The organism is Thermomonospora echinospora, assembly GCF_900108175.1.
GTDB lineage: Bacteria > Actinomycetota > Actinomycetes > Streptosporangiales > Streptosporangiaceae > Thermomonospora > Thermomonospora echinospora.
Genome location: NZ_FNVO01000007.1, coordinates 202,074 through 220,970, shown reverse-complemented (window position 1 = coordinate 220,970; position 18,897 = coordinate 202,074). Strand labels below are relative to the sequence as shown.

Here is an 18,897-nt window from a genome sequence, read left to right as displayed (position 1 = left end):
TGCCATGGTCGCCTGGTAGACAGGTACGGTGGAGACGTCGAAGGTCCGAAATTCGGGGAGGGAGCGAGCGATGGTACTGCTTCGCCAGCTGCTCGGTGACGTACTGCGGCGGCTGCGGCTGCGCCAGGGTCGCACCCTTCGCGAGGTGTCGGCGGCGGCAAGAGTGTCACTGGGTTATCTGTCTGAGGTCGAGCGAGGGCAGAAGGAGGCATCCTCCGAGCTGCTTTCGTCGATCTGCAAGGCCCTGGGAGTGCCGCTGTCGCACGTGCTGCGCGAGGTCGCCGACCAGCTCGCGCTCGCCGAGCTCCAGCAGGAGCCGGTGATGGCCGGCGCGCCGCCGGCGCACGAGCGGCTCGGGGAGGGCCTCGACCAGGAGGCGATCTCGGCCGACGCCATTCCGGCCACGCCGGAGGAGATCACCGGCGAGTTCCGCGCCGACATGGTGGCCGCCTGACCGCCGTCTGATCCGGCCGCTGCGGCATTGCCGTGACGTACGCCGCGATTACCTTGCCTCTCTGCGGGGATGGCGAAGGTGTAACGACGGCGTTCGACGCGGAAGGAGCCGATATGTCGGCGGTCAAGAGCCCTATCAAGGACGAGTCCGCCCTGCGGACCACGGGTGACGCCCTGCAGGGCGGCCTGGTGGATCTCATCGACCTCTCCCTGGTGGCCAAGCAGGCCCATTGGAACCTGATCGGACCCCGCTTCCGGTCGGTGCACCTGCAGCTCGACGAGGTGGTCGCGCTGGCCCGCGAGTATATGGACCAGATCGCCGAACGGGCGGTGGCCATCGGCGTGAACCCCGACGGCCGCGTGCGCACGGTCGCCGACAACACCAAGATCCGCCAGCCGGACAGCGGCTACATCTCCGACGACAAGGTCGTCGCCACGCTGACGGACACGCTGGCGCAGATCATCGCCCGGTTCCGGGAGCGGATCGAGGCCACCGAGGAGACCGACCCGGTCACCCAGGACCTGTTCATCACCCTCACCGCGGGGCTGGAGAAGCAGCACTGGATGTTCGAGGTGCAGACCCAGTAACCCTCGCGGGCGCGGACGTCGAAGGCCCTGGTCCGGTCACCGGACCGGGGCTTCGCGTCGTCCGGGCCCACCTCGCCGCCGCGGGGACGGCGGTCGCGGAGTCTCCGGGTAGCGGGCCAGGCGAGGCCGGAGGCCTGCCGCGGGAGAGCGGATCAGGCGAGGCCGTCCGTGGGGGCGGGCCAGGCGATGCCGACTGCGGGGAGTGGATCAGGCGAGGCCGACTGCGGGGGAGCGGATCAAACGAGGCTGGCCACGACGGTGTCGGCGAATTCCAGGGCCAGTGGGCTGAGCGCGTCCCACCGGCGGGCCGCCCAGCCGGCGGTGAGCGGGGGCAGGTCCGGGATCGGGACCAGCCGGACGACCGAGCCGGGGCCGTGGCTCCAGCCGGGCAGCGACGGCAGGATCGCATGGCCGAGGCCGAGTTCGGCCAGCAGCAGCGCGGTGTCCCAGTCGGCCACGCTGGTGGTCGACTCCAGCCGGATCCCGTGTCCGGCCAGGTGGGCCGCTAGATGGGCGCCGGAGGTCGACTCCTCGGGCAGGCGGATGTGCCGGATGCCGGCCAGCTCGCCGGGCCTCAGTGAGCCGCGGTGCGCCAGCGGGTCGTCCACCCGCACCGCCAGCGCCCACGGCAGGCTCGTGGAGGGCCGCTGCTCCACCCCCCGCACCGGGCGGCCGATGGTGACCCAGGCCAGATCCGCCTGGTGCGACTGCACCGCCTCCAGGCAGCGGCGGCTGGAACCCGCGGTCTGGAACTCCAGCGTCACGTCCGGATGGCGGGCGCGGAACGCGGCCACCCCGGCGCTCATGAAGTGCCGCACGGTGGTCGCCCCGGTGCTGATCCGCACGGTGCCGCTGGTGCCCCGGCGCAGGTCGTCCAGCGCCCGCAGAGCGGTGCCGAGCCCGGCGATGCCCTCGGCGGCGGCCCGGTAGAGGATCCGGCCCGCCTGGGTCGGGACGACGCCGCGCGGCCGCCGCTCCAGCAGCACCAGGCCGGTCTCCCGTTCCAGGCGCTTGACGTGCTGGCTGACCGCCGGCTGACTGCACGACAGGTCGCGCGCGACCGCGCTGAGATTTCCGGCCTCGCACACGGCGACGAACACCCGCAGATCGTCCAGCGTCATGACACCCAAGCTAGGTCTTGGCCTTTGGCAAGTAAATCCGAGAATTGACTTGGGCCGGCCGTCACCGGAGGATCACGGTACGGGCGCGGGATCCAGCGACCCGCCACGGCGGCAACCCGCCTCCGGGACGGCGCAGGCCGGTCGGCCCCGGGGCGGGTGCCGACCACGGACCCGAAGTCAGGGGGCGGGCTGGCAGCGGGGACACCAGAACGTGACACGCTCCCGCGCCTCGGGCCCCTGGTCGGCGCGTTCGATCCGCGTGCCGCAGCGGCGGCAGGGACGGCCCGCCCGCCCGTACACCCAGTGCTCCCGCCCGGGGCGCAGGTCGCCGGTGGTGATGTGGCCGTGCCGTCGCTTGTTGGCCTCCAGCAGGCGTTGCGCCAGGTCGACCAGTGCCCGCAGGTCCCCGGCGTCGCCGACGGGCCGCCACGGGTGCACGCCGCGCAGGAAGCACAGCTCGCTCTTGTAGACGTTGCCGATGCCCGCCAGCCGGCTCTGGTCCATCACGGCCTCGCCGACGGCGCGTTCGGGCCACTCGCACAGGCGGCGTACGGCCTCTTCCGGATCCCAGTCGGCGCCCAGCAGGTCCGGGCCCAGCCGGCCGACGGCGCGGTCCTCCTCGTCCGTGCGCAGCAGTTCCACCACGCCGAGCGAGTAGCCCAACGCCAGCCACCGCTCGTTGCCCAGTGCCAGCCGGATGCGGTGGTCGCGGGGCGGGTGGCCGGCGGGGCGGATCCGCCAGGCGCCGTCCATCATCAGGTGGGTGTGCACGGTCAGCCCGCCGTCCACCCTGATCAGCAGGTGCTTGCCGCGGGCGGCCGCCTCGTGCACGGTGCGGCCGCGCAGGTCGGCCGTGGCCAGCCGGGGGACGCGGAAGTCGCTGACGGTCAGCACCCGCCCCGCCAGCGCCTCGTGCAGCCGGGCGGCGGCCAGCCAGACGGTGTCGCCCTCCGGCACGGTGGCCGCCTCAGATCAGCGAGGGGCTCTGCCAGGCCGCCGGGTCCTTGGTGAGCTCGGCCACCGGCTCGGGCAGCTCGCCGGCCGCGATGTGCCCGAGGGTGACCGACTCCAGGATGCCGCGCTCGCTGGCCCGCAGCGCGATCCAGACCTCCTGCAGGGAGCGGGCCGGGCCCTGGTAGCCGACGTGCTCGGGACGCTCGCCCCGCACGCCGAGCAGCGGGCCGTCGATGGCCCGGATGATGTCGGCCAGCGAGATCTCGCCGGCGGGCTTGGCCAGCCAGTAGCCGCCGTCGGGGCCGCGCTGGCTGCGCACCAGCCCGGAACGGCGGAGCTGCCCCAGGATGTTCTCCAGGAACTTGGGGGGGATCTGCTGGGCCTCGGCGAGCTGAACCGCGGTCACCGGGCTGCTCCCGGCCACCGCCAGCTCCGCGGCGGCACGCAGCGCGTAGTCGACCCGGGCGGACAATCGCATGACTCTAGTATCCCTTGTCGATCTGTGTGGTTGGGTTGCCGGATCCCGCCGCTGCGCTCCGGTTCCCGCCAAGGGCCGCCCCACCTGCGGGAACTCAGTGTTGACCGGTGGAATCCCGTTCCGTCAACCCGAGCATCTCGGCCGCTGCCCGGCCGTTGGCGCGGGTCGCCCCGAACGTGGCCAGATACGCTCCGCAGCCTGGCCGCCACACCGGCAGGCCCATCTCCACCACCACCGCGTCCGGCCGTGCGGCCAGCAGCGCGGTCGCCAGGGAGCGCTGCCCGGCGTGCCGGTGCGCATCGCGCAGCACGACGACCAGTCCCCGGCCCGCGGCGCGCTCCAGCAGCGGACCGGCCTCAGCCGTCGCCCCCTCCACCCGCACCAGATCGGACGCCCACGGCCCCAGCCCCCAAGGGGTCGGGCCGACCGCGATGTTGCCGGGCGCCTCCAGCTCCACCACCAGCGGGACGCCCAGGTCGGGCAGCTCGCCGGAGAACGCCAGCGCGCGGCGGGCCGCCTCCATGGCGGCCGTCCGGTCCACCGAGGCGGTCCCCGCGCCCGTCAGCCACGCTCGGAGGGCACGGCCGCGTTCGGCCGCGTCCTCCAGGCGCTCGCCGGAGAGCCGTCCCTCCCGGACGGCGGTGGCGATGGCCGTCACAATCGCCTGCACGCTGTCGCCGTGCTCCCGGTGGCCCAGGCACAGCAGGTCCGCGCCCGCGTACAGGGCCCGCACCGCGGCCTCGGGGACGCCGATGGCGCCGCTGGCGCCGTCCATGTCGAGGGCGTCGGTGACGATGGCGCCCTCGAACCCCAGCCGGCCGCGCAGCAGCCCGGTGATCGCGGCCTGCGACAGCGTGGCCGGCTCGCCGCCGGTGATCGTCGGCAGGTTGAGGTGCCCGGTCATCACCGCCCGCACGTCGGCCTTGAGCGCCGCCCGGAACGGCACCAGCTCCCGGCGCTCCAGCAGGTCCAGGTCGGCCTCCACCAGCGGCACCCCCAGATGGGAGTCCTCGACCGTGGCGCCGTGGCCGGGGAAGTGCTTGGCGCAGGCCGCCACCCCGGCCTCCTGTGTCCCGGTGACCGAGGCGGCGGCGTGCCGCGCCACCAGCTCCGGGTCCGAGCCGAACGCCCGGACGCCGATGATCGGGTTGTCGTCGGCGGTGTTGACGTCCACCGAGGGGGCGAAGTTGAGATTCACCCCCACCGCGGCCAGCTCGGCGGCCAGCGAGCGGTAGACCCGGCGGGTCAGCTCCACGTCGTCGACGACGCCCAGCGCGGCGTTGCCCGGATAGGGGCTGGCGGTGCGGTGGCCGCCGAGCCGGGTGACGTCGCCGCCCTCCTCGTCGATGGTGACGATCGGGTCCCCGGCCTCGCGCAGCGCGGCGGTCAGCCGGGCCAGCGCCCCGGTCTCGGGCACGTTGCCGTTCAGGGCGAACAGCGTGACGCCGCCCAGCCCCCGCTCCAGCTCGGTCAGCAGCCAGTGCGGTGCGGTGGCCCCGGTGAAGCCGGGCAGCAGTGCCGCCCGGGCCAGCCGGGCGAGAGTGTTGTCGATCATCCTTTGACGGCTCCGGTGGTCAGGCCGGAGACCATCCGGCGCTGCACGATCAGGAAGAAGGCGATCACCGGCAGGGTCAGCAGGGTGGAGGCGGCCATGATCGGGCCCCACTCGTTGCTGGCGTTGCCGAAGAAGTACTGCATCATCACCGGCAGGGTGTACTTGTCCTGGTCGTCGAGGAACGTGAAGGCGAAGATGAACTCGTTCCAGGCGGTGATGAAGGAGAAGATGCTGGTGGCCACCAGCCCCGGTGCGATCAGCGGCAGCAGCACCCGCAGGAAGGTCCGCACCGGGCCGGCCCCGTCGATGGCCGCCGCCTCCTCCAGTTCGCGGGGCACTGCGGCCACGAAGCCGCGCAGCATCCAGATGGAGAACGGCAGCGCGAACCCGATGTAGACGACCGCCAGCCCGGCCAGGCTGTTGATCATGCCGAGCTGTTTGAGATCCAGGAACAGTGGGATCACCAGCGCCTCCAGCGGCACCATCTGCACCACCAGCAGCATGATCAGGAAGGTGGTCCGGAAGCGGAACCGGAACCGGGCGACCGCGGTGGCGGCCAGCACCGCCAGCAGCCCCGACACCAGCACCGTCGCCAGGGCCAGCAGTGCGCTGTTGCGCAGGTACGTCCAGAAGGAGACCTCGGCGATCCCGTTGCCCAGCACGTAGTCGAAGTGCTCCAGGGTCGGCTCGGCCGGCAGCGGGCGCGGGGTGGTGCTGAAGATCTCCTCGTTGGGCTTGAACGCGGTGGAGATCATCCAGGCCACCGGGAACACCGCCACGGCGAACACCGCCAGCCCCAGCGCGTTGAGCCCGTACCGCCGCACCGTCCGGCCGTTCATGAGGTCTCCCCCTGCCGCACCATGATCCGCACGTACACGGCGGTGACCGCCAGCAGCAGCAGCGTGAGCACCGTCGCGATCGCCGAGCCCATCCCGAGCTTGGCGTTCATCCCGCCGAACGCCTCGGAGTAGGCGTACAGCGACAGGTTGAAGGCGTCCCGGTTGGCCATCCCGGACATGATGAACAGCTGGGTGAAGACCTTGAAGTCCCAGATGATCGACAGCACCAGCAGCACCAGGAAGATCGGCCGCAGCAGCGGGAAGGTGATCTGCCAGAACGAGCGCCAGGCCGAGGCCCCGTCCACCCGCGCCGCCTCCAGCAGCTCGCCGGGCAGGCTCTTGAGCCCGGCCAGCACGCTGACCGCCACGAACGGGAACGACTGCCACACCACGCACACGGTCAGCACCGTGTAGGTGCGCAACGGGGTGGCGAACCAGTTGTGGTCGATCCAGTCCCCGCCCACCAGGACGTCCGGCAGCAGGTCCAGGAACCAGTTGACGACCCCGCCGGTGCTGCCGAACAGCCAGTAGAAGATGATCGCCGCGGTGATCGGCGGAGTGGCCCAGGCGACCATCACCCCGGCCGCCACGAACGCCGACATCCGCCGGCCCAGCCGGTGCAGCAGCAGCCCGACCAGGGTGCCCAGCAGCAGGGTCAGCGAGACCGCCACGACCGCGAACAGCACGGTGTGCCGCAGGCTCTGCCAGAACAGGTCGTCGGACAGGATGGTGGAGAAGTTCTCGGTGCCGACCTGCTCGGCCGGCTCGCCGGCCAACTGCCGGTTGCCGACCTTCTGGAAGGACATGATCGCGATCTGCACCATCGGCCAGAACATCAGCGTGGCGATGACCAGCAGGGTCGGCGCGATCAGCAGGTAGGGCCCCGGGCGGGGGCGGCGGCGGGGCCGCGCCGGACCGGAGGATCTCCGGTCCGGCGCGGCCCCCACCGCGGGGGCGGTGTCGAGCATGTTCCGTCCGATCTCGGCGTCAGGGGTTGAGCAGCGTGTTGGCCTGCTCGTTGGCCTTCTTGAGCTCGTCGGCGCTGGGCTTGCCCTGCATGACGCCCTTGACGGTGTTCGGGATGACCTTCTTGGTCTGCTCGAAGTCGGCCCAGCCGGTGCTCAGCGGCGCCATCTTGGTGTTGGCGGCGATGGCGGTGAACGCCTCCAGCTTGGGGTCGGTGAACTTCACGTCGGTGAACATGGACGAGAAGCCGCTGTAGTCGGCCCACTTCTGGGCGTTGGTCTTGTTGTTGAGCACGGTGATGTAGTCGAAGGCGACGTCCTTGGCCTTGGTGTTCTTCCACACCGCCAGGTCGGAGCCGCCGGCCATCACGGGGGCGTTGCCGCCGGTCTTGGTCGGGATCGGGAAGACGCTCCACTTGTCGGCGTTCTTCTCGGAGACCTTCTTCATCTCCTTCAGCGCCCAGCTGCCGTCGATGTACATGCCGAGCTTGCCGAGCGCGAAGTCCTGCTGCGGGCCTTGCAGCTCGTTCTTGCCGATGTACTTCTCAGGCGCGACCTTCTCGGTGGTCACCAGGCCGGCGTAGAAGTCGATGGCCTCCTTGACCTGGGGCTGGTCGAGCTTACCGACCCACTTGTCGCCCTCCTTGACCGCGACGTCGCCGCCGTTGCCCCAGATGAAGCTCATGATGGCGTTGGTCTGGTCGCTGGGCGCGCCAATGCCGGGGACCTTCTTCTCGTCCTGGATCTTCTTGGCGGCCGCGGTCAGCTCGGCCCAGGTCTTGGGCGGCGTGATGCCCAGCTCGGAGAACCAGTCGGTGCGGTACCAGACGCCGCGCACGCCGCCGTACCAGGGCACCGCGTAGGTCTTGCCGTCGCCCTGGTCGTTGGCCAGCGCGGTCTTGTTGAGGGACGCGCCGTCGGCCCACTTGGCGAAGTTGTCGGAGATGTCGGCCAGGTTGCCCTGCTCGATGTGCGACTGGACGTCGGTGTTGCCGATCTCGGTGACGTCCGGGCCCTCGCCGCCGGCGATGGCCTTCTGGAAGGTGGTGGCGACCTGCGGCCACGGCACGTACTTGATCACCACGTCGGTGTTCGGGTGCTTCTTGCGGAACTCGGTCTCCACCCCGTCCAGGAACGCGGTCTGTTCCGGGGTGCCCTCACCCATCATCCACACGTTCAGCTTGGCCGGGGCTGCGGCGCCGGCCTCGTCGTTGCCCTCGTCCCCGCCACAGGCCGTGGCGGCCAGGGCGATCGCGGCCGCGGTGGCCGCAATCTTGATGAACCTCACCTGGGATCCTTTCCGGCGTGCCCTCGCATGAGTGCATCCCCCAAGCTGTACGGCCTGACAGGGCCTTAACCACCCCTTAAGGTCGGCCTTGCCCGGCTCGTCTCGCACTGGCCGCGGGGCGCCTGCTGCTCGGCGCTCTGCGCGCGACCACCGGTCCCCCGGGTGGGGCCGGTGGGCGCTTGGGCGGTAAACTAACAAGAAACTTTCCTAAGAAATACTGCTCGTTAGCAGATTGAGACCAAGGAGTCGCGAAGATGGCCAACCGCCCGGGGACGCCGCGGCTGCTGCGCGAGCTCAACGACCGTGCGGCGCTGGAACTCCTGATCGACCAGGGGCCGCTGACCCGCGCGCAGATCGGGCGGCACACCGGCCTGTCCAAGGTCACCGCCTCCCAGCTGCTGGCCCGCCTGGAGGAGCGCGGGCTGGTCGAGGTGGTGGGGGAGCAGGCGGGCGGGCGGGGGCCCAACGCCGCGCTGTACGCCGTGGTGCCGGCCAGCGCCTACGTCGCCGGCCTGGAGGTCGGGCCGCACGGGGTGACGGCGGGCATCGCCGACATCACCGGCCGGCTGATCGCCCAGGTCACCGGGGACCCCAACGGCGCCGACGATCCGGTCAAGGTGGTGCACAACGCCGTGGTCAAGGCGTGCCGGTCGGCGCGCGTCGCGCTGGGCCGGCTGAACGCCTTCGTCATCGGCACCCCGGGTGTGGTCGATCCGCGCAGCGGGGACGTGCAGTTCGTCTTCGACCTGCCCGCCTGGCACGAGGGCGTGCTGGCCGGGCTGCGCACCGATCTGCGCCGGCCAGTGGTGCTCGAGAACGACGTCAACCTCGCAGCCCTCGCCGAGCGGGCCTACGGGGCGGCCCGCGACGCCGAGGACTTCGCGCTGATGTGGTGCGACCGGGGCATCGGCCTGTCGGTGATGCTGGGCGGCCGCCTGCACCGGGGCGTGTCCGGCGGCGCGGGCGAGATCGGCTATCTGCCCGTTCCCGGCGTTCCGCTGCCCGACGCCGTCACCGAGTCGATCTCCTGGGGCACGCCCGCGCTGGCCGGCGGCCTCGGCTCCCTGGTCGGCGCAGACGCGGTGCTGGCCCTGGCACGCTCCCACGGACTGACCGGGGCCACCGCCGTGGAGTGTGTGCGCGAGGCCGCCGCCGATATCGCGCGCGGCGGGTCCTTCCTGGACGAACTGGCCGTCCGCATCTCCTACGGCGTCGCCTCGGTCAACATCGTGCTGGACCCGGGCCTGGTCGTGCTGTCGGGCCAGCTCGGCCGGGCCGGCGGCGCTCCGCTCGCCGAGCGTATCGAGCAGGCCGTGGGCCGGATCTGCCCGACCCGTCCGCGCGTGGCGGTCACCGAGGTCGAGGGCAACCCGGTGCTGCGGGGCGCCCTGCACGCCGCCCTGGAACAGGCCCGCGAGGAGGTCTTCTCCGCCACGGCGGACTGATCCCGCCGCTGCGGCGCCAGGACCCCGGTGCGAAGGACCGGGGTCCTGGCGTGCCATGGGCGCGAGCCGGGCCCGATGCCACTTCGGGCCCCCGTCCACCGGTGCGGTGCGTGGCCGCGCCGTTGCGGTTTCCACGCGCTGCCCGATCACCGGCCGACGGCCATCCGGGACGTCACCGACGCCCGTGCTCGGATGCCCCCATCCTGGAGGGCCCGCGTTGACCGCCTGTCAAATCACGATGAACGGCTTGTTACCGATCACCCGCCCCACCCGGCCGGCGGGCGGCGCGCTCGTCCGGTCCAGGGCAGGGGGCCGTCAGTGCTTGCGTCCCCCGTAGCGGCGGCGCAGGGTCCGTGGCCTCGTCCCGAAGGTCATCGCAATGAGCCGCCAGGAGATCCCGCGGTTGCGGGCCCGGCGGACGCCGACGGCCAGCGACCGCTCCAGCTCCCGCCGCGCCCGCGCCAGTGCTCGCAGCTCCGCCAGCGGGTCCTCGTCCTCATAGAAGCCGGTACGCGTCATCTCCACCTCCTGGGGTCAACTTATGTTGACGACCGAGGATTGTCAACGAAGGTTGACCTGGGGCGTTCCTTGAACCCTCTGGACAAGGACGGAGAACGTCCGGCGGCGACCGGCTGATACGGCTGCGGCACGGTGAGGAGGCGGCGCGATGAGGAGGTGGCGCAGCGGAGAGGCGGTGCGGTGGGGAGGTGGCGCAGCGGAGAGGTGACACGGTGGGGAGGCGGCGCGGCGGGTCACGCCGGGGGAATGCCCGGAAAACGGATCCGCCGTGGTCGCGCGTTCCGGAGATCGCGTGACCACGGCGGGGTCGGGCCGGAGTCGCGTCCGGGGCGTCCCGGACGTCGTGGGTTACTTCTTCGTGGTGGAGACCTGTGCCAGGACGGGCTCCCGGCGCCGTGGATCGTGTATGGCCCGGTCGCGGACCGTACGGGTGATCACCTGGCGCTTGCGCCGCTGTGCGATGGCCCACCGTGCTGTCGGTGTCATGACTGCTCCCCGTTCTGCGGTGACTTTCCCCCCGCCACCACTGACCCCGTTGACCTCAATGGTTTCAGAACACACCCGCACTGGGTATCCGCCGCAAGGATGATTCGTGTTCTTCCCAAGGTGGGACCGAACTCTTGGCGTTCGCTGAACCTCCGCTGCCCTTTTCATCAGAACGCCCCGCCCCGCCCCGGCGGCCGTCACCCCGCGCCGCACCCGCCCGGGGCCGTCGCGGTGTTCACCGGGCGGCCACGGCGTCCGGAGGGCCGGATCGCGCGCCCCATCCCAGCCATGTCGACGGCCTCGGCCGTACCGACCCGGCGAACGCCGGGGGCCACCGTGCTAGGCGCGCAGGCGCAGACCGCGAGGAGTGGGGTGGAAGCCCGCGGCCTCCAGGGCCTCGGCCAGCGGGGACGAACCGATGGACTCCCCGTCGGCGCGTTCCACCGTGAGCTTGCCCAGTGCCCCCTCCCGGACGGCCAGGGCCAGGGCGTCGGCCGCCGACTGCAGGACGCCCGGCTCGTCGGCCCACGACAGGAGCGTGCGGCCGCCCCGTTCGATGTACAGGACCAGGGCGCCGTCGACCAGGACGACCAGGGCCCCCGCCTTACGGCCGGGCTTGTGGCCGCCGGCGGCCTCGCCGTCGCGTTCCGGCCAGGGCAGGGCGGCGCCGTACGGATTGGCGGGATCGGCGGCGGCCAGCACGAGGGCCCGCGGCCGGTCCCGGGCGGCCTCGCCCGGACGCGCGCGGCCGGTGCTCCAGGGATCGGAGGCCGGTGACCACGGGTCGCCGGACAGGCCGCCCTCCGCGAAGCCCGGCGGCTCGCGCAGGGCCCGCAGCCGGTCCACGGCGCCGGGGAGCGCGAACTGGGCGGCGCCCAGCCCTTCCACGAAGTAGCCGCGGCGGCAGCGGCCGGCCTCCTCCAGCGCCCGCAGGACCGGATAGACGGCCGCGAACCCGCCGGGGGCGCGCTCGGCAGCCACTGCCCCCCGGATCACGACGCCGTGGCGTTCCAGCAGCGTCTCGGCGAGCGCGTGCGAGCGGCGGGTCCGGTCGTCCTCCCTGTCGGGCAGCAGCCACCAGCGCCCGGCCACGGTCGGCGGGCCTGTCCGGGACGGCAGCACCGGGCGGCCGCGCCGGGACGGGCGGGGCCGGTGCGCCGGACGGCCCGAGCCGAGCGCGGCACGCAGCGGCGCCAGGGTGTCGTTGGTCAGGTATCCCGCCCACACCAAGTCCCACAGGGCCGCCACCAGGTCCTGGTCGGCGGCCTGCGCGCCCACCGCGTTCACCCGGTCCGACAGCGTGCGGAAGAACAGCGCGCCGCCGCCGGACAGCGCCTCCAGCGCGGCCTCGTGCACCGGCGTCAGCGTGATCTCGACCGGCTCCGGCATGAGCAGCGGCGCGGTGTCGGCCAGGTACAGCGAGATCCAGCCGTCCCCGCCAGGCAGCGCGCCCTGCCCGGCCCACACCACCTCACCGGCCGACGTCAGCTCGTCCAGCAGCGCGGGGGAGTAGCCCGGCACCCGTGATGGCAGCACCAGCGACTCCAGCGCCGAGGCGGGCACCGCCGCGCCCTGCACCTGCTCGATCGCCTGGACCAGGGCGTCCATGCCGCGCAGCCGGCCGGCACCGACACCGTGCCAGGCGGGCAGGAACCGGCCCAGCGCCTCGGGCGGCGACGGCTCCACCTCCGCCCGCAGCCGGGCCAGGCAGCGGCGCCGCAGCGTCCGCAGCACGCCGGTGTCGCACCACTCGCTGCCGACCGGCCCGGACAAGGCCTCCACCGGCAGGAACTCGCCCTCGACGACGCGGCCGGCGGCCGCCTGCCGCCGCAGCGCCTCCAGCACCACCGCGGGCCCCAGCCCGAACCGCACCGCCACGTCACCCGCCCGGAACGGACCGTGGGTGCGGGCGTACCGCCACACCAAATCGCCCAGCGGATCATCGGCGACCTCCAGGAACGCCTCCGGCACGCCGACCGGCAGCGGCACCCCGAGGGCGTCCCGCAGTCGCCCGGCGTCCTCCACCGCCGCCCAGCGCTCGGCACCCGCGACCCGCACCCGGATGACCCGTCGCGCCCCTTCCAGCTCCACCAGCCACTGCCCCGCCACGACCCGCGCCCGTGGCGCAACGCCGCCGTCATGGAAGCCGCCTGGCACAGCGGAGCGTACGGAATCCACCTGCCCATGGCCGGTGCCGTCGATGTCCGGTCGACTCGGGTGCCGGCCGTCCCGGTCGCCGTCCGGCGTCTCGTCCGCCTCGACGGCGGCCGGGGACGGGTGCTCGCGGAGCACCACGCGGTCGCCCGCACCTGCCGGGGCCTCGGCGGGCGGCGGGACGATGCGGGCGGCGACCTCCTCGGTGGACAACGGGCCCAAGGCGCGCAGCAGGTCGGCGACGCCCTCGGCGTCCCGGGCGCGGCGGTCGGCGGCCAGCCGCTGCAGCTCGCGCTCGGTCTCGGCGACGACCTCCGGATCGAGCAGCTCCCGCAGGTCGGCCTGGCCGAGCAGCTCGGCCAGCAGCGCGGAGTCGAGCGCCAGCGCCTGCGCCCGGCGCTCGGCCAGCGGCGCGTCCCCCTCGTACATGAACGCGCCCACGTAGTGGAACAGCAGCGAGCGCGCGTACGGGGACGGCTCGGGGGTCTCCACCTCCACCATGCGGGTCTTGCGCCCGGCCAGGTCCCGCATCAGCCCGACCAGCCCTGGCACGTCGAACACGTCCTGCAGGCACTCGCGCATCGTCTCCAGCACGATCGGGAACGAGGCGTACTTGCTCGCCACCGACAGCAGCTGCGCCGCCCGCTGCCGCTGCTGCCACAGCGGCATGCGGCGATCCGGGCGGCGGCGCGGCAGCAGCAGCGAACGCGCCGCGCACTCCCGGAAACGGGCCGCGAACAGCGCCGACGACCCCAGCTCGTCGACCACGATCCGCTCGATGTCGTCGGGGTCGAACACCGCCAGGTCCAGCCGGGGCGGCTCGTCGGAGTCGGGGATGCGGAGCACGATGCCGTCGTCGGCGTGCATCGCCTGCGCGTCCACCCCGTACCGCTCGCGCAGCCTGGCCGCGATCGCCAGCGCCCACGGCGCGTGCACCCGGGCGCCGAACGGCGAGTGCACCACCAGCCGCCAGTCGCCCAGCTCGTCGCGGAAACGCTCCACCACCAGCGTGCGGTCGTCGGGGACGTGGCCGGTGGCCTCCCGCTGCTCGTCCAGGTAGGCGACCAGGTTGCCGGCCGCCCACTCGTCCAGGCCCGCCGCGCGGGCCCGTTCGGCGGCCCGCTCACGCGGCAGCCGCGACAACTCGCGGGTGAAGGCCCCCAGCGCCCGTCCCAGCTCGGCCGGGCGCCCCGGGCTGTCGCCATGCCAGAACGGCAGCTTGCCCGGCTGCCCCGGAGCGGGGGACACCAGTACCCGGTCGGGGGTGATGTCCTCGATCCGCCACGAGCTGGCGCCCAGCACGAACACGTCGCCGACCCGCGACTCGTACACCATCTCCTCGTCCAGCTCGCCAACCCGGGAGGTGCGCTCGCCCACGAGGAAGACCCCGAACAGGCCGCGGTCGGGGATGGTGCCGCCGCTGGTCACCGCCAGCCGCTGCGCCCCCGGACGGCCGCGCAGCGTCCCGGTCACCCGGTCCCACACCAGCCGTGGCCGCAGCTCGCCGAACTCCTCGCTCGGGTAGCGGCCGGCCAGCATGTCCAGCGTCGCCTCCAGCGCCGACCGCGGCAGCGTGGCGAACGGGGCGGCGCGACGGACCGTGGCCTCCAGCTCGTCCACCGGCCACTCGTCCATCGCCACCATCGCCACGATCTGCTGGGCGAGCACGTCCAGCGGGTTGCGGGGGTAGTGCAGCTCCTCGATGTCGCCGCCGCCCATGCGCTCGGCCACCACCGCCGTCTGCACCAGATCACCGCGGTACTTGGGGAAGATGACGCCCTTGGAGACCGCGCCGACCTGGTGACCGGCCCGGCCCACCCGCTGCAGGCCGCCCGCCACCGACGGCGGCGACCCCACCTGGACGACCAGGTCCACCGCCCCCATGTCGATGCCCAGCTCAAGGCTGGAGGTGGCCACGACCGCCGGAAGCCGCCCCTGCTTGAGGGCCTCCTCGATGCCGGCCCGCTCCTCCTTGGACACCGACCCGTGGTGGGCGCGCGCCACCTCCTGGGGCGCGCCCCTGGCGATCCCCGCCTGCGCCATCAGCTCCGCGGGGACGGCGCCGTCCGGGAGGACGGGGCCGTACTCGCGCTCGTAGGCGAGCTCGTTCAGCCGCCCGCACAGCCGCTCGGCCTGCCGCCGCGAGTTGGCGAACACGATCGTCGAACGGTGGGCCTCGATCAGGTCCAGCACCCGCTCCTCGACGTGCGGCCACAGGGACCTGCGCGGGGTCACCCCGGCGCCCGGCTCCGCCCGGCCGTCCTGCGGCAGGCCCGGCTCGCCCATGTCCTCGACCGGGACGACGATCCGCAGGTCGAAACGTTTGTCCCGGGGAGGCTGCACCACCTGGGCCGGCCGGGTCCCGCCGCCCAGGAACGCGGCCACCTCCTCGACCGGGCGCACGGTCGCCGACAGACCGATGCGCTGCGCGGGTCGCTCCAGCAGGGCGTCCAGCCGTTCCAGGGACAGCGCCAGATGGGCGCCGCGCTTGGTGCCGGCCACCGCGTGCACCTCGTCCACGATCACCGTGTCGACCCCGCGCAGGACCTGCCGCGCCTGGGAGGTCAGCATCAGGAACAGCGACTCGGGCGTGGTGATCAGGATGTCCGGCGGCCGGGTCACCAGCCGGCGGCGCTCGTCGGCCGGGGTGTCGCCGGACCGCACGCCCACCCGCACGTCCGGCTCCGGCAGGCCCAGCCGCCGCGCCGACTGGCGGATCCCGGTCAGCGGGGCCCGCAGGTTCCGCTCGACGTCCACGGCCAGCGCCTTCAGCGGCGAGACGTACAGCACCCGGCAGCGCCGCTCCCGGTCCGAGGGCGGCGCGGGGGCCGTCGCCAGCCGGTCCAGCGACCACAGGAAGGCCGCCAGCGTCTTGCCCGAGCCGGTCGGCGCGACCACCAGCGTGTGCTCGCCGCCCGCGATCGACTCCCAGGCCCCGGCCTGCGCGTCGGTGGGCCCGGCGAACGCCCCGGTGAACCAGGCGCGGGTCGCGGGGGAGAAACGTTCGAGCACGTCATCGCGCATGCCCCCATCTTGCCCGGCGCCGGGGACAAAACCGGCCGCCGAGCCGGGTGCCCGGCCGCGCGGGTGGGTAACGTGGCCGTCGTGCGGCTTTCGGTGTTCTGGGACAGGATGAAACAACATTTCGGCGAGACCTACGCGGAGAGCTTGGCCAAGGACTACGTCCTGGCCGAGCTGGACGGCCGCACGATCGACCAGGCCCTGGCCGACGGGGAATCCGCCAAGCGGGTCTGGGAGGCGGTCTGCGCCACCTTCGACGTCCCCCAGCGTCTGCGCTGACCTGCGGGAGCGGCGGCGCTTATTCCGGGATGGGCAGGTGGGCGTACAGGTCCATGGGGTCCACGGTGGACGGCAGGTCGCTGACCTGGCCGTCGCCGACCTCCACCACCCGCCACCGGCCGTCGGTGCGGCGCGCCAGATCGGTGGTGATGAACCGGCAGCCCAGCGCGCGCACGGCCATGGCGACCGCGTCCAGTTCCGGTTCCGGATACAGGTCGGGCTCGTCCGGGTGCGGCCCGATCAGCGCCGGCTCGCCGTCCACCCACCACACCCGGGCCTCGCCGGTGTCGTACGACTCGTACTCGCGCACCACCAGGCCCCCGGCCAGGAAGTCCTCCTGCAACGCGACCATCTTCGCCACGATGCTGCGCAACTGGGCCACGTTCTTGACGTCCGGCACGTAGCAGGCCTCTTCCCACTCGTGCTTGCGCGACTTCACGTAGTCCTTGACCACCGCCGGCCCGGGCGGCAGCGGTCGTACCAGCTCGGCCAGGTCGTCGGGGACGGTGCGGGGCGGCAGTGGGCGCCACACGCTCATCGGGGTCAGCCCCGCGAACGTGTCGTGCCAGCCGGGGAGCTCGTGCGCCCTGAGATAGTCCTCCGGATGGGTCAGCAGGGGGGTGCCGCGCTCCTTGAGCGCCGACGCCAGCGCCGTGTACTCCGCGCCGGTCAGCATCCAGCCGCGGTACCAGGCTGGGCCCAGGTGGCGGGGGACGCGCCGGATCGCGGTGAGGACGTCGCCCTGCCGCAGCGCGTCGTGCTCGATCAGGACCACGTTGCCGTAGTGGTCCCGGACGGCCGCGGCCTCTCGCGCGAAGTGCGGTTCGACGCGCCGGGGGTTGAGTGGATCGGCGCAGAAGACGACGGTCAGCGTCATGGTGGTCCCCTCCGACCCGGCCAGCGTACGGCGACCGCGCGGCGTGGCGCACGGTGATTGGCGGGCGAATCGGCGAGCCCGGCCATGATCGAACGGATGTTCGGTAGAGTGGGTTCCGTGCACGACGTTCGTCCACAGTCTCGGCAGGGGCTCGAAAACTGTCGGTGGGCCGCCGTAACGTCGCTCTCGACCGAAAGCGAAGTCGCCAGGGCCGGTCGTACGGCCTGGGATTAGACAGGGGCATCTCATGGCAGCAAACGACCGGGACAAGGCTCTCGAGACCGCGCTCGCCCAGATCGAGCGGCAGTTCGGCAAGGGCTCGGTGATGCGGCTGGGCGACGAGGCCCGGGTGCCCATCGAGGTGATCCCCACCGGGTCCATCTCGCTGGACATCGCGCTCGGCATCGGCGGCCTGCCGCGCGGCCGGGTGGTCGAGGTGTACGGCCCCGAGGGCAGCGGCAAGACCTCGATCGCCCTGCACGCGGTCGCCAGCGTGCAGAAGCAGGGCGGCATCGCCGCGTTCGTGGACGCCGAGCACGCCCTCGACCCCGAGTACGCCGCCAAGCTCGGCGTCGACACCGACGCCCTGCTGGTCTCCCAGCCCGACACCGGCGAGCAGGCCCTGGAGATCGCCGACATGCTGGTGCGCTCGGGCGCCATCGACATCATCGTCATCGACTCGGTGGCCGCGCTGGTGCCGCGCGCCGAGATCGAGGGCGAGATGGGCGACAGCCACGTCGGCCTGCAGGCCCGCCTGATGTCGCAGGCGCTGCGCAAGATGACCGGCGCCATCAACCAGACCAAGACCACCGCCATCTTCATCAACCAGCTCCGCGAGAAGATCGGCGTGATGTTCGGCTCCCCCGAGACCACCACGGGCGGCCGGGCGCTGAAGTTCTACGCCTCGGTCCGCCTCGACGTGCGGCGGATCGAGACCCTCAAGGACGGCACCGAGGCGGTCGGCAACCGGGTGCGGGTCAAGGTCGTCAAGAACAAGGTGTCGCCGCCGTTCAAGGTGGCCGACTTCGACCTGCTCTACGGCCAGGGCATCAGCAAGGAGGGCGGCCTGATCGACCTCGGCGTCGAGCACGGCTTCGTCCGCAAGGCCGGCGCCTGGTACACCTACGAGGGCGACCAGCTCGGCCAGGGCAAGGAGAACGCCCGCAACTTCCTGAAGAACAACCCCGACATCGCCGACGAGATCGAAAAGAAGATCAAGGAGAAGCTGGGGGTCGGCCCGCGCCTGGACAAGGAGGCCGACGCGGCGCCCCCGGCCCCGGCCCCGGCCGCGCCCGCCGCGCCGACCGGCCGCAAGGCCGGCGCCAAGGCCGCCAAGTCGGGCGATTCCTGACCTGGAGTCGCTCGATCAGGGTGAATTTTGACGATGTGTAAGGGATGATCTCTCTGGTGGGGCGGCGGCGCCGTGCTCCACACCGGCTCGCCGGTGTGCGGCCCTTCCCCAAGGGCGCCGCCGCTCACGGAGTTCTGCCATGACCACCCGGCACCCCGCCCCGCCCCCGGACGGCTCACCGCACGAGCCGCCCGACAAGCCCACCGGAGCCCACCAGGGCCCCGCCGACGCCTCCCCGGCGGATCGCCCCTCGGCCACGCCCGGAAAGCCACGCCCTCGTGCCACGAGGACACCTTCCGCTGCACCTCCCGCGCAGCCGCCGGCCTCACCCGCCACCGACCGGTCAACGTCGGCGACGGACGCCACGGATACACCTCCTTCCGGTGGGCAGAGCGCTCCACCACCCACACCGTGGAACGCCCAGGCCGTATGGCAGCCCGGCCCACCCGCACCAGAAGGCGAACAGCCATCCGACCCATGGGGCAGGCCGGACAGCCCACAAGCCCGTCCACCCCAGGCGCCGG

Annotated in this window: 16 protein-coding genes; 5 read left to right on the top strand and 11 right to left on the bottom strand. The window is 72.8% G+C overall.

Features of this window, described 5'->3' with window-relative positions:
* The first annotated feature begins 70 nt into the window (after positions 1-70).
* Both C4U03_RS18500 and C4U03_RS18495 read left to right on the top strand, forming a co-directional pair.
* Positions 71-454: a helix-turn-helix domain-containing protein gene (locus tag C4U03_RS18500; protein WP_103939037.1), complete on the top strand. Its 384-nt coding sequence runs from the start codon at positions 71-73 to the stop codon at positions 452-454.
* A 113-nt stretch (positions 455-567) separates the two neighbouring features.
* Positions 568-1,041, top strand: a complete 474-nt coding sequence (locus C4U03_RS18495; RefSeq protein WP_103939036.1) for a Dps family protein — start codon at positions 568-570, stop codon at positions 1,039-1,041.
* A 236-nt stretch (positions 1,042-1,277) separates the two neighbouring features.
* Here the strand turns inward: C4U03_RS18495 and C4U03_RS18490 are convergent, their stop codons facing one another.
* The 7 genes from C4U03_RS18490 to C4U03_RS18460 all read right to left on the bottom strand — a co-directional run bounded on the left by C4U03_RS18490 (position 1,278) and on the right by C4U03_RS18460 (position 8,241).
* Positions 1,278-2,162, bottom strand: a complete 885-nt coding sequence (locus C4U03_RS18490) for a LysR family transcriptional regulator (protein WP_103939035.1) — start codon at positions 2,160-2,162, stop codon at positions 1,278-1,280.
* A 177-nt stretch (positions 2,163-2,339) separates the two neighbouring features.
* Positions 2,340-3,119, bottom strand: coding sequence for a DNA-formamidopyrimidine glycosylase family protein (locus tag C4U03_RS18485; RefSeq protein ID WP_103939034.1), 780 nt, complete (start codon positions 3,117-3,119; stop codon positions 2,340-2,342).
* Positions 3,120-3,129: 10 nt separating this feature from the next.
* Entirely contained in the window at positions 3,130-3,594 is a 465-nt protein-coding gene (locus tag C4U03_RS18480; protein WP_103939033.1) for an RrF2 family transcriptional regulator, read from the bottom strand.
* A 94-nt stretch (positions 3,595-3,688) separates the two neighbouring features.
* Complete coding sequence (locus C4U03_RS18475; RefSeq protein ID WP_200827309.1) at positions 3,689-5,149, bottom strand: glycoside hydrolase family 3 protein; 1,461 nt, start codon at positions 5,147-5,149, stop codon at positions 3,689-3,691.
* On the bottom strand, positions 5,146-5,988 hold the full coding sequence (locus C4U03_RS18470; protein ID WP_103939032.1) for a carbohydrate ABC transporter permease: 843 nt from the start codon (positions 5,986-5,988) through the stop codon (positions 5,146-5,148). Before C4U03_RS18470 ends, C4U03_RS18475 begins: the two co-directional genes overlap by 4 nt.
* The gene (locus C4U03_RS18465; protein WP_103939031.1) at positions 5,985-6,956 is read right to left on the bottom strand and encodes a carbohydrate ABC transporter permease; all 972 of its coding nucleotides are present in this window, start codon (positions 6,954-6,956) and stop codon (positions 5,985-5,987) included. Before C4U03_RS18465 ends, C4U03_RS18470 begins: the two co-directional genes overlap by 4 nt.
* A 19-nt stretch (positions 6,957-6,975) precedes the next feature.
* Positions 6,976-8,241 (bottom strand): extracellular solute-binding protein, encoded by a 1,266-nt coding sequence (locus C4U03_RS18460; protein WP_103939030.1) that lies wholly within the window; start codon positions 8,239-8,241, stop codon positions 6,976-6,978.
* A gap of 254 nt (positions 8,242-8,495) precedes the next feature.
* Between C4U03_RS18460 and C4U03_RS18455 the strand changes: the two genes are divergently transcribed.
* Positions 8,496-9,686 carry an ROK family transcriptional regulator gene (locus tag C4U03_RS18455; RefSeq protein ID WP_103939029.1) on the top strand — a complete coding sequence of 397 codons (1,191 nt, stop codon included), beginning with the start codon at positions 8,496-8,498 and terminating at the stop codon, positions 9,684-9,686.
* Between the two features lie 315 nt (positions 9,687-10,001).
* On the opposite strand, the gene C4U03_RS18450 is transcribed toward C4U03_RS18455, so the two are convergent.
* The 3 genes from C4U03_RS18450 to C4U03_RS41905 form a co-directional block, all read right to left on the bottom strand.
* A complete protein-coding gene (locus C4U03_RS18450) occupies positions 10,002-10,205 on the bottom strand; it encodes a hypothetical protein (RefSeq protein WP_103939028.1) in 204 nt (67 codons plus the stop codon).
* 348 nt (positions 10,206-10,553) lie between these two features.
* The gene (locus C4U03_RS40480; protein ID WP_160147035.1) at positions 10,554-10,691 is read right to left on the bottom strand and encodes a hypothetical protein; all 138 of its coding nucleotides are present in this window, start codon (positions 10,689-10,691) and stop codon (positions 10,554-10,556) included.
* A gap of 339 nt (positions 10,692-11,030) precedes the next feature.
* Positions 11,031-15,869, bottom strand: a complete 4,839-nt coding sequence (locus tag C4U03_RS41905) for an Lhr family helicase (RefSeq protein ID WP_235017949.1) — start codon at positions 15,867-15,869, stop codon at positions 11,031-11,033.
* 81 nt (positions 15,870-15,950) lie between these two features.
* Here C4U03_RS41905 and C4U03_RS18435 point away from each other — a divergent pair, with 81 nt between their 5' ends.
* Entirely contained in the window at positions 15,951-16,145 is a 195-nt protein-coding gene (locus C4U03_RS18435) for a DUF3046 domain-containing protein (protein WP_103939159.1), read from the top strand.
* Positions 16,146-16,164: 19 nt separating this feature from the next.
* Here C4U03_RS18435 and C4U03_RS18430 read toward each other — a convergent pair whose 3' ends face one another.
* Entirely contained in the window at positions 16,165-17,022 is an 858-nt protein-coding gene (locus C4U03_RS18430; RefSeq protein ID WP_103939027.1) for an ATP-grasp domain-containing protein, read from the bottom strand.
* Positions 17,023-17,269: 247 nt separating this feature from the next.
* On the opposite strand from C4U03_RS18430, the gene recA reads away from it, so the two are divergent.
* Entirely contained in the window at positions 17,270-18,373 is a 1,104-nt protein-coding gene (gene recA, locus C4U03_RS18425; protein WP_103939026.1) for a recombinase RecA, read from the top strand.
* The last annotated feature ends 524 nt before the right edge of the window (positions 18,374-18,897 follow it).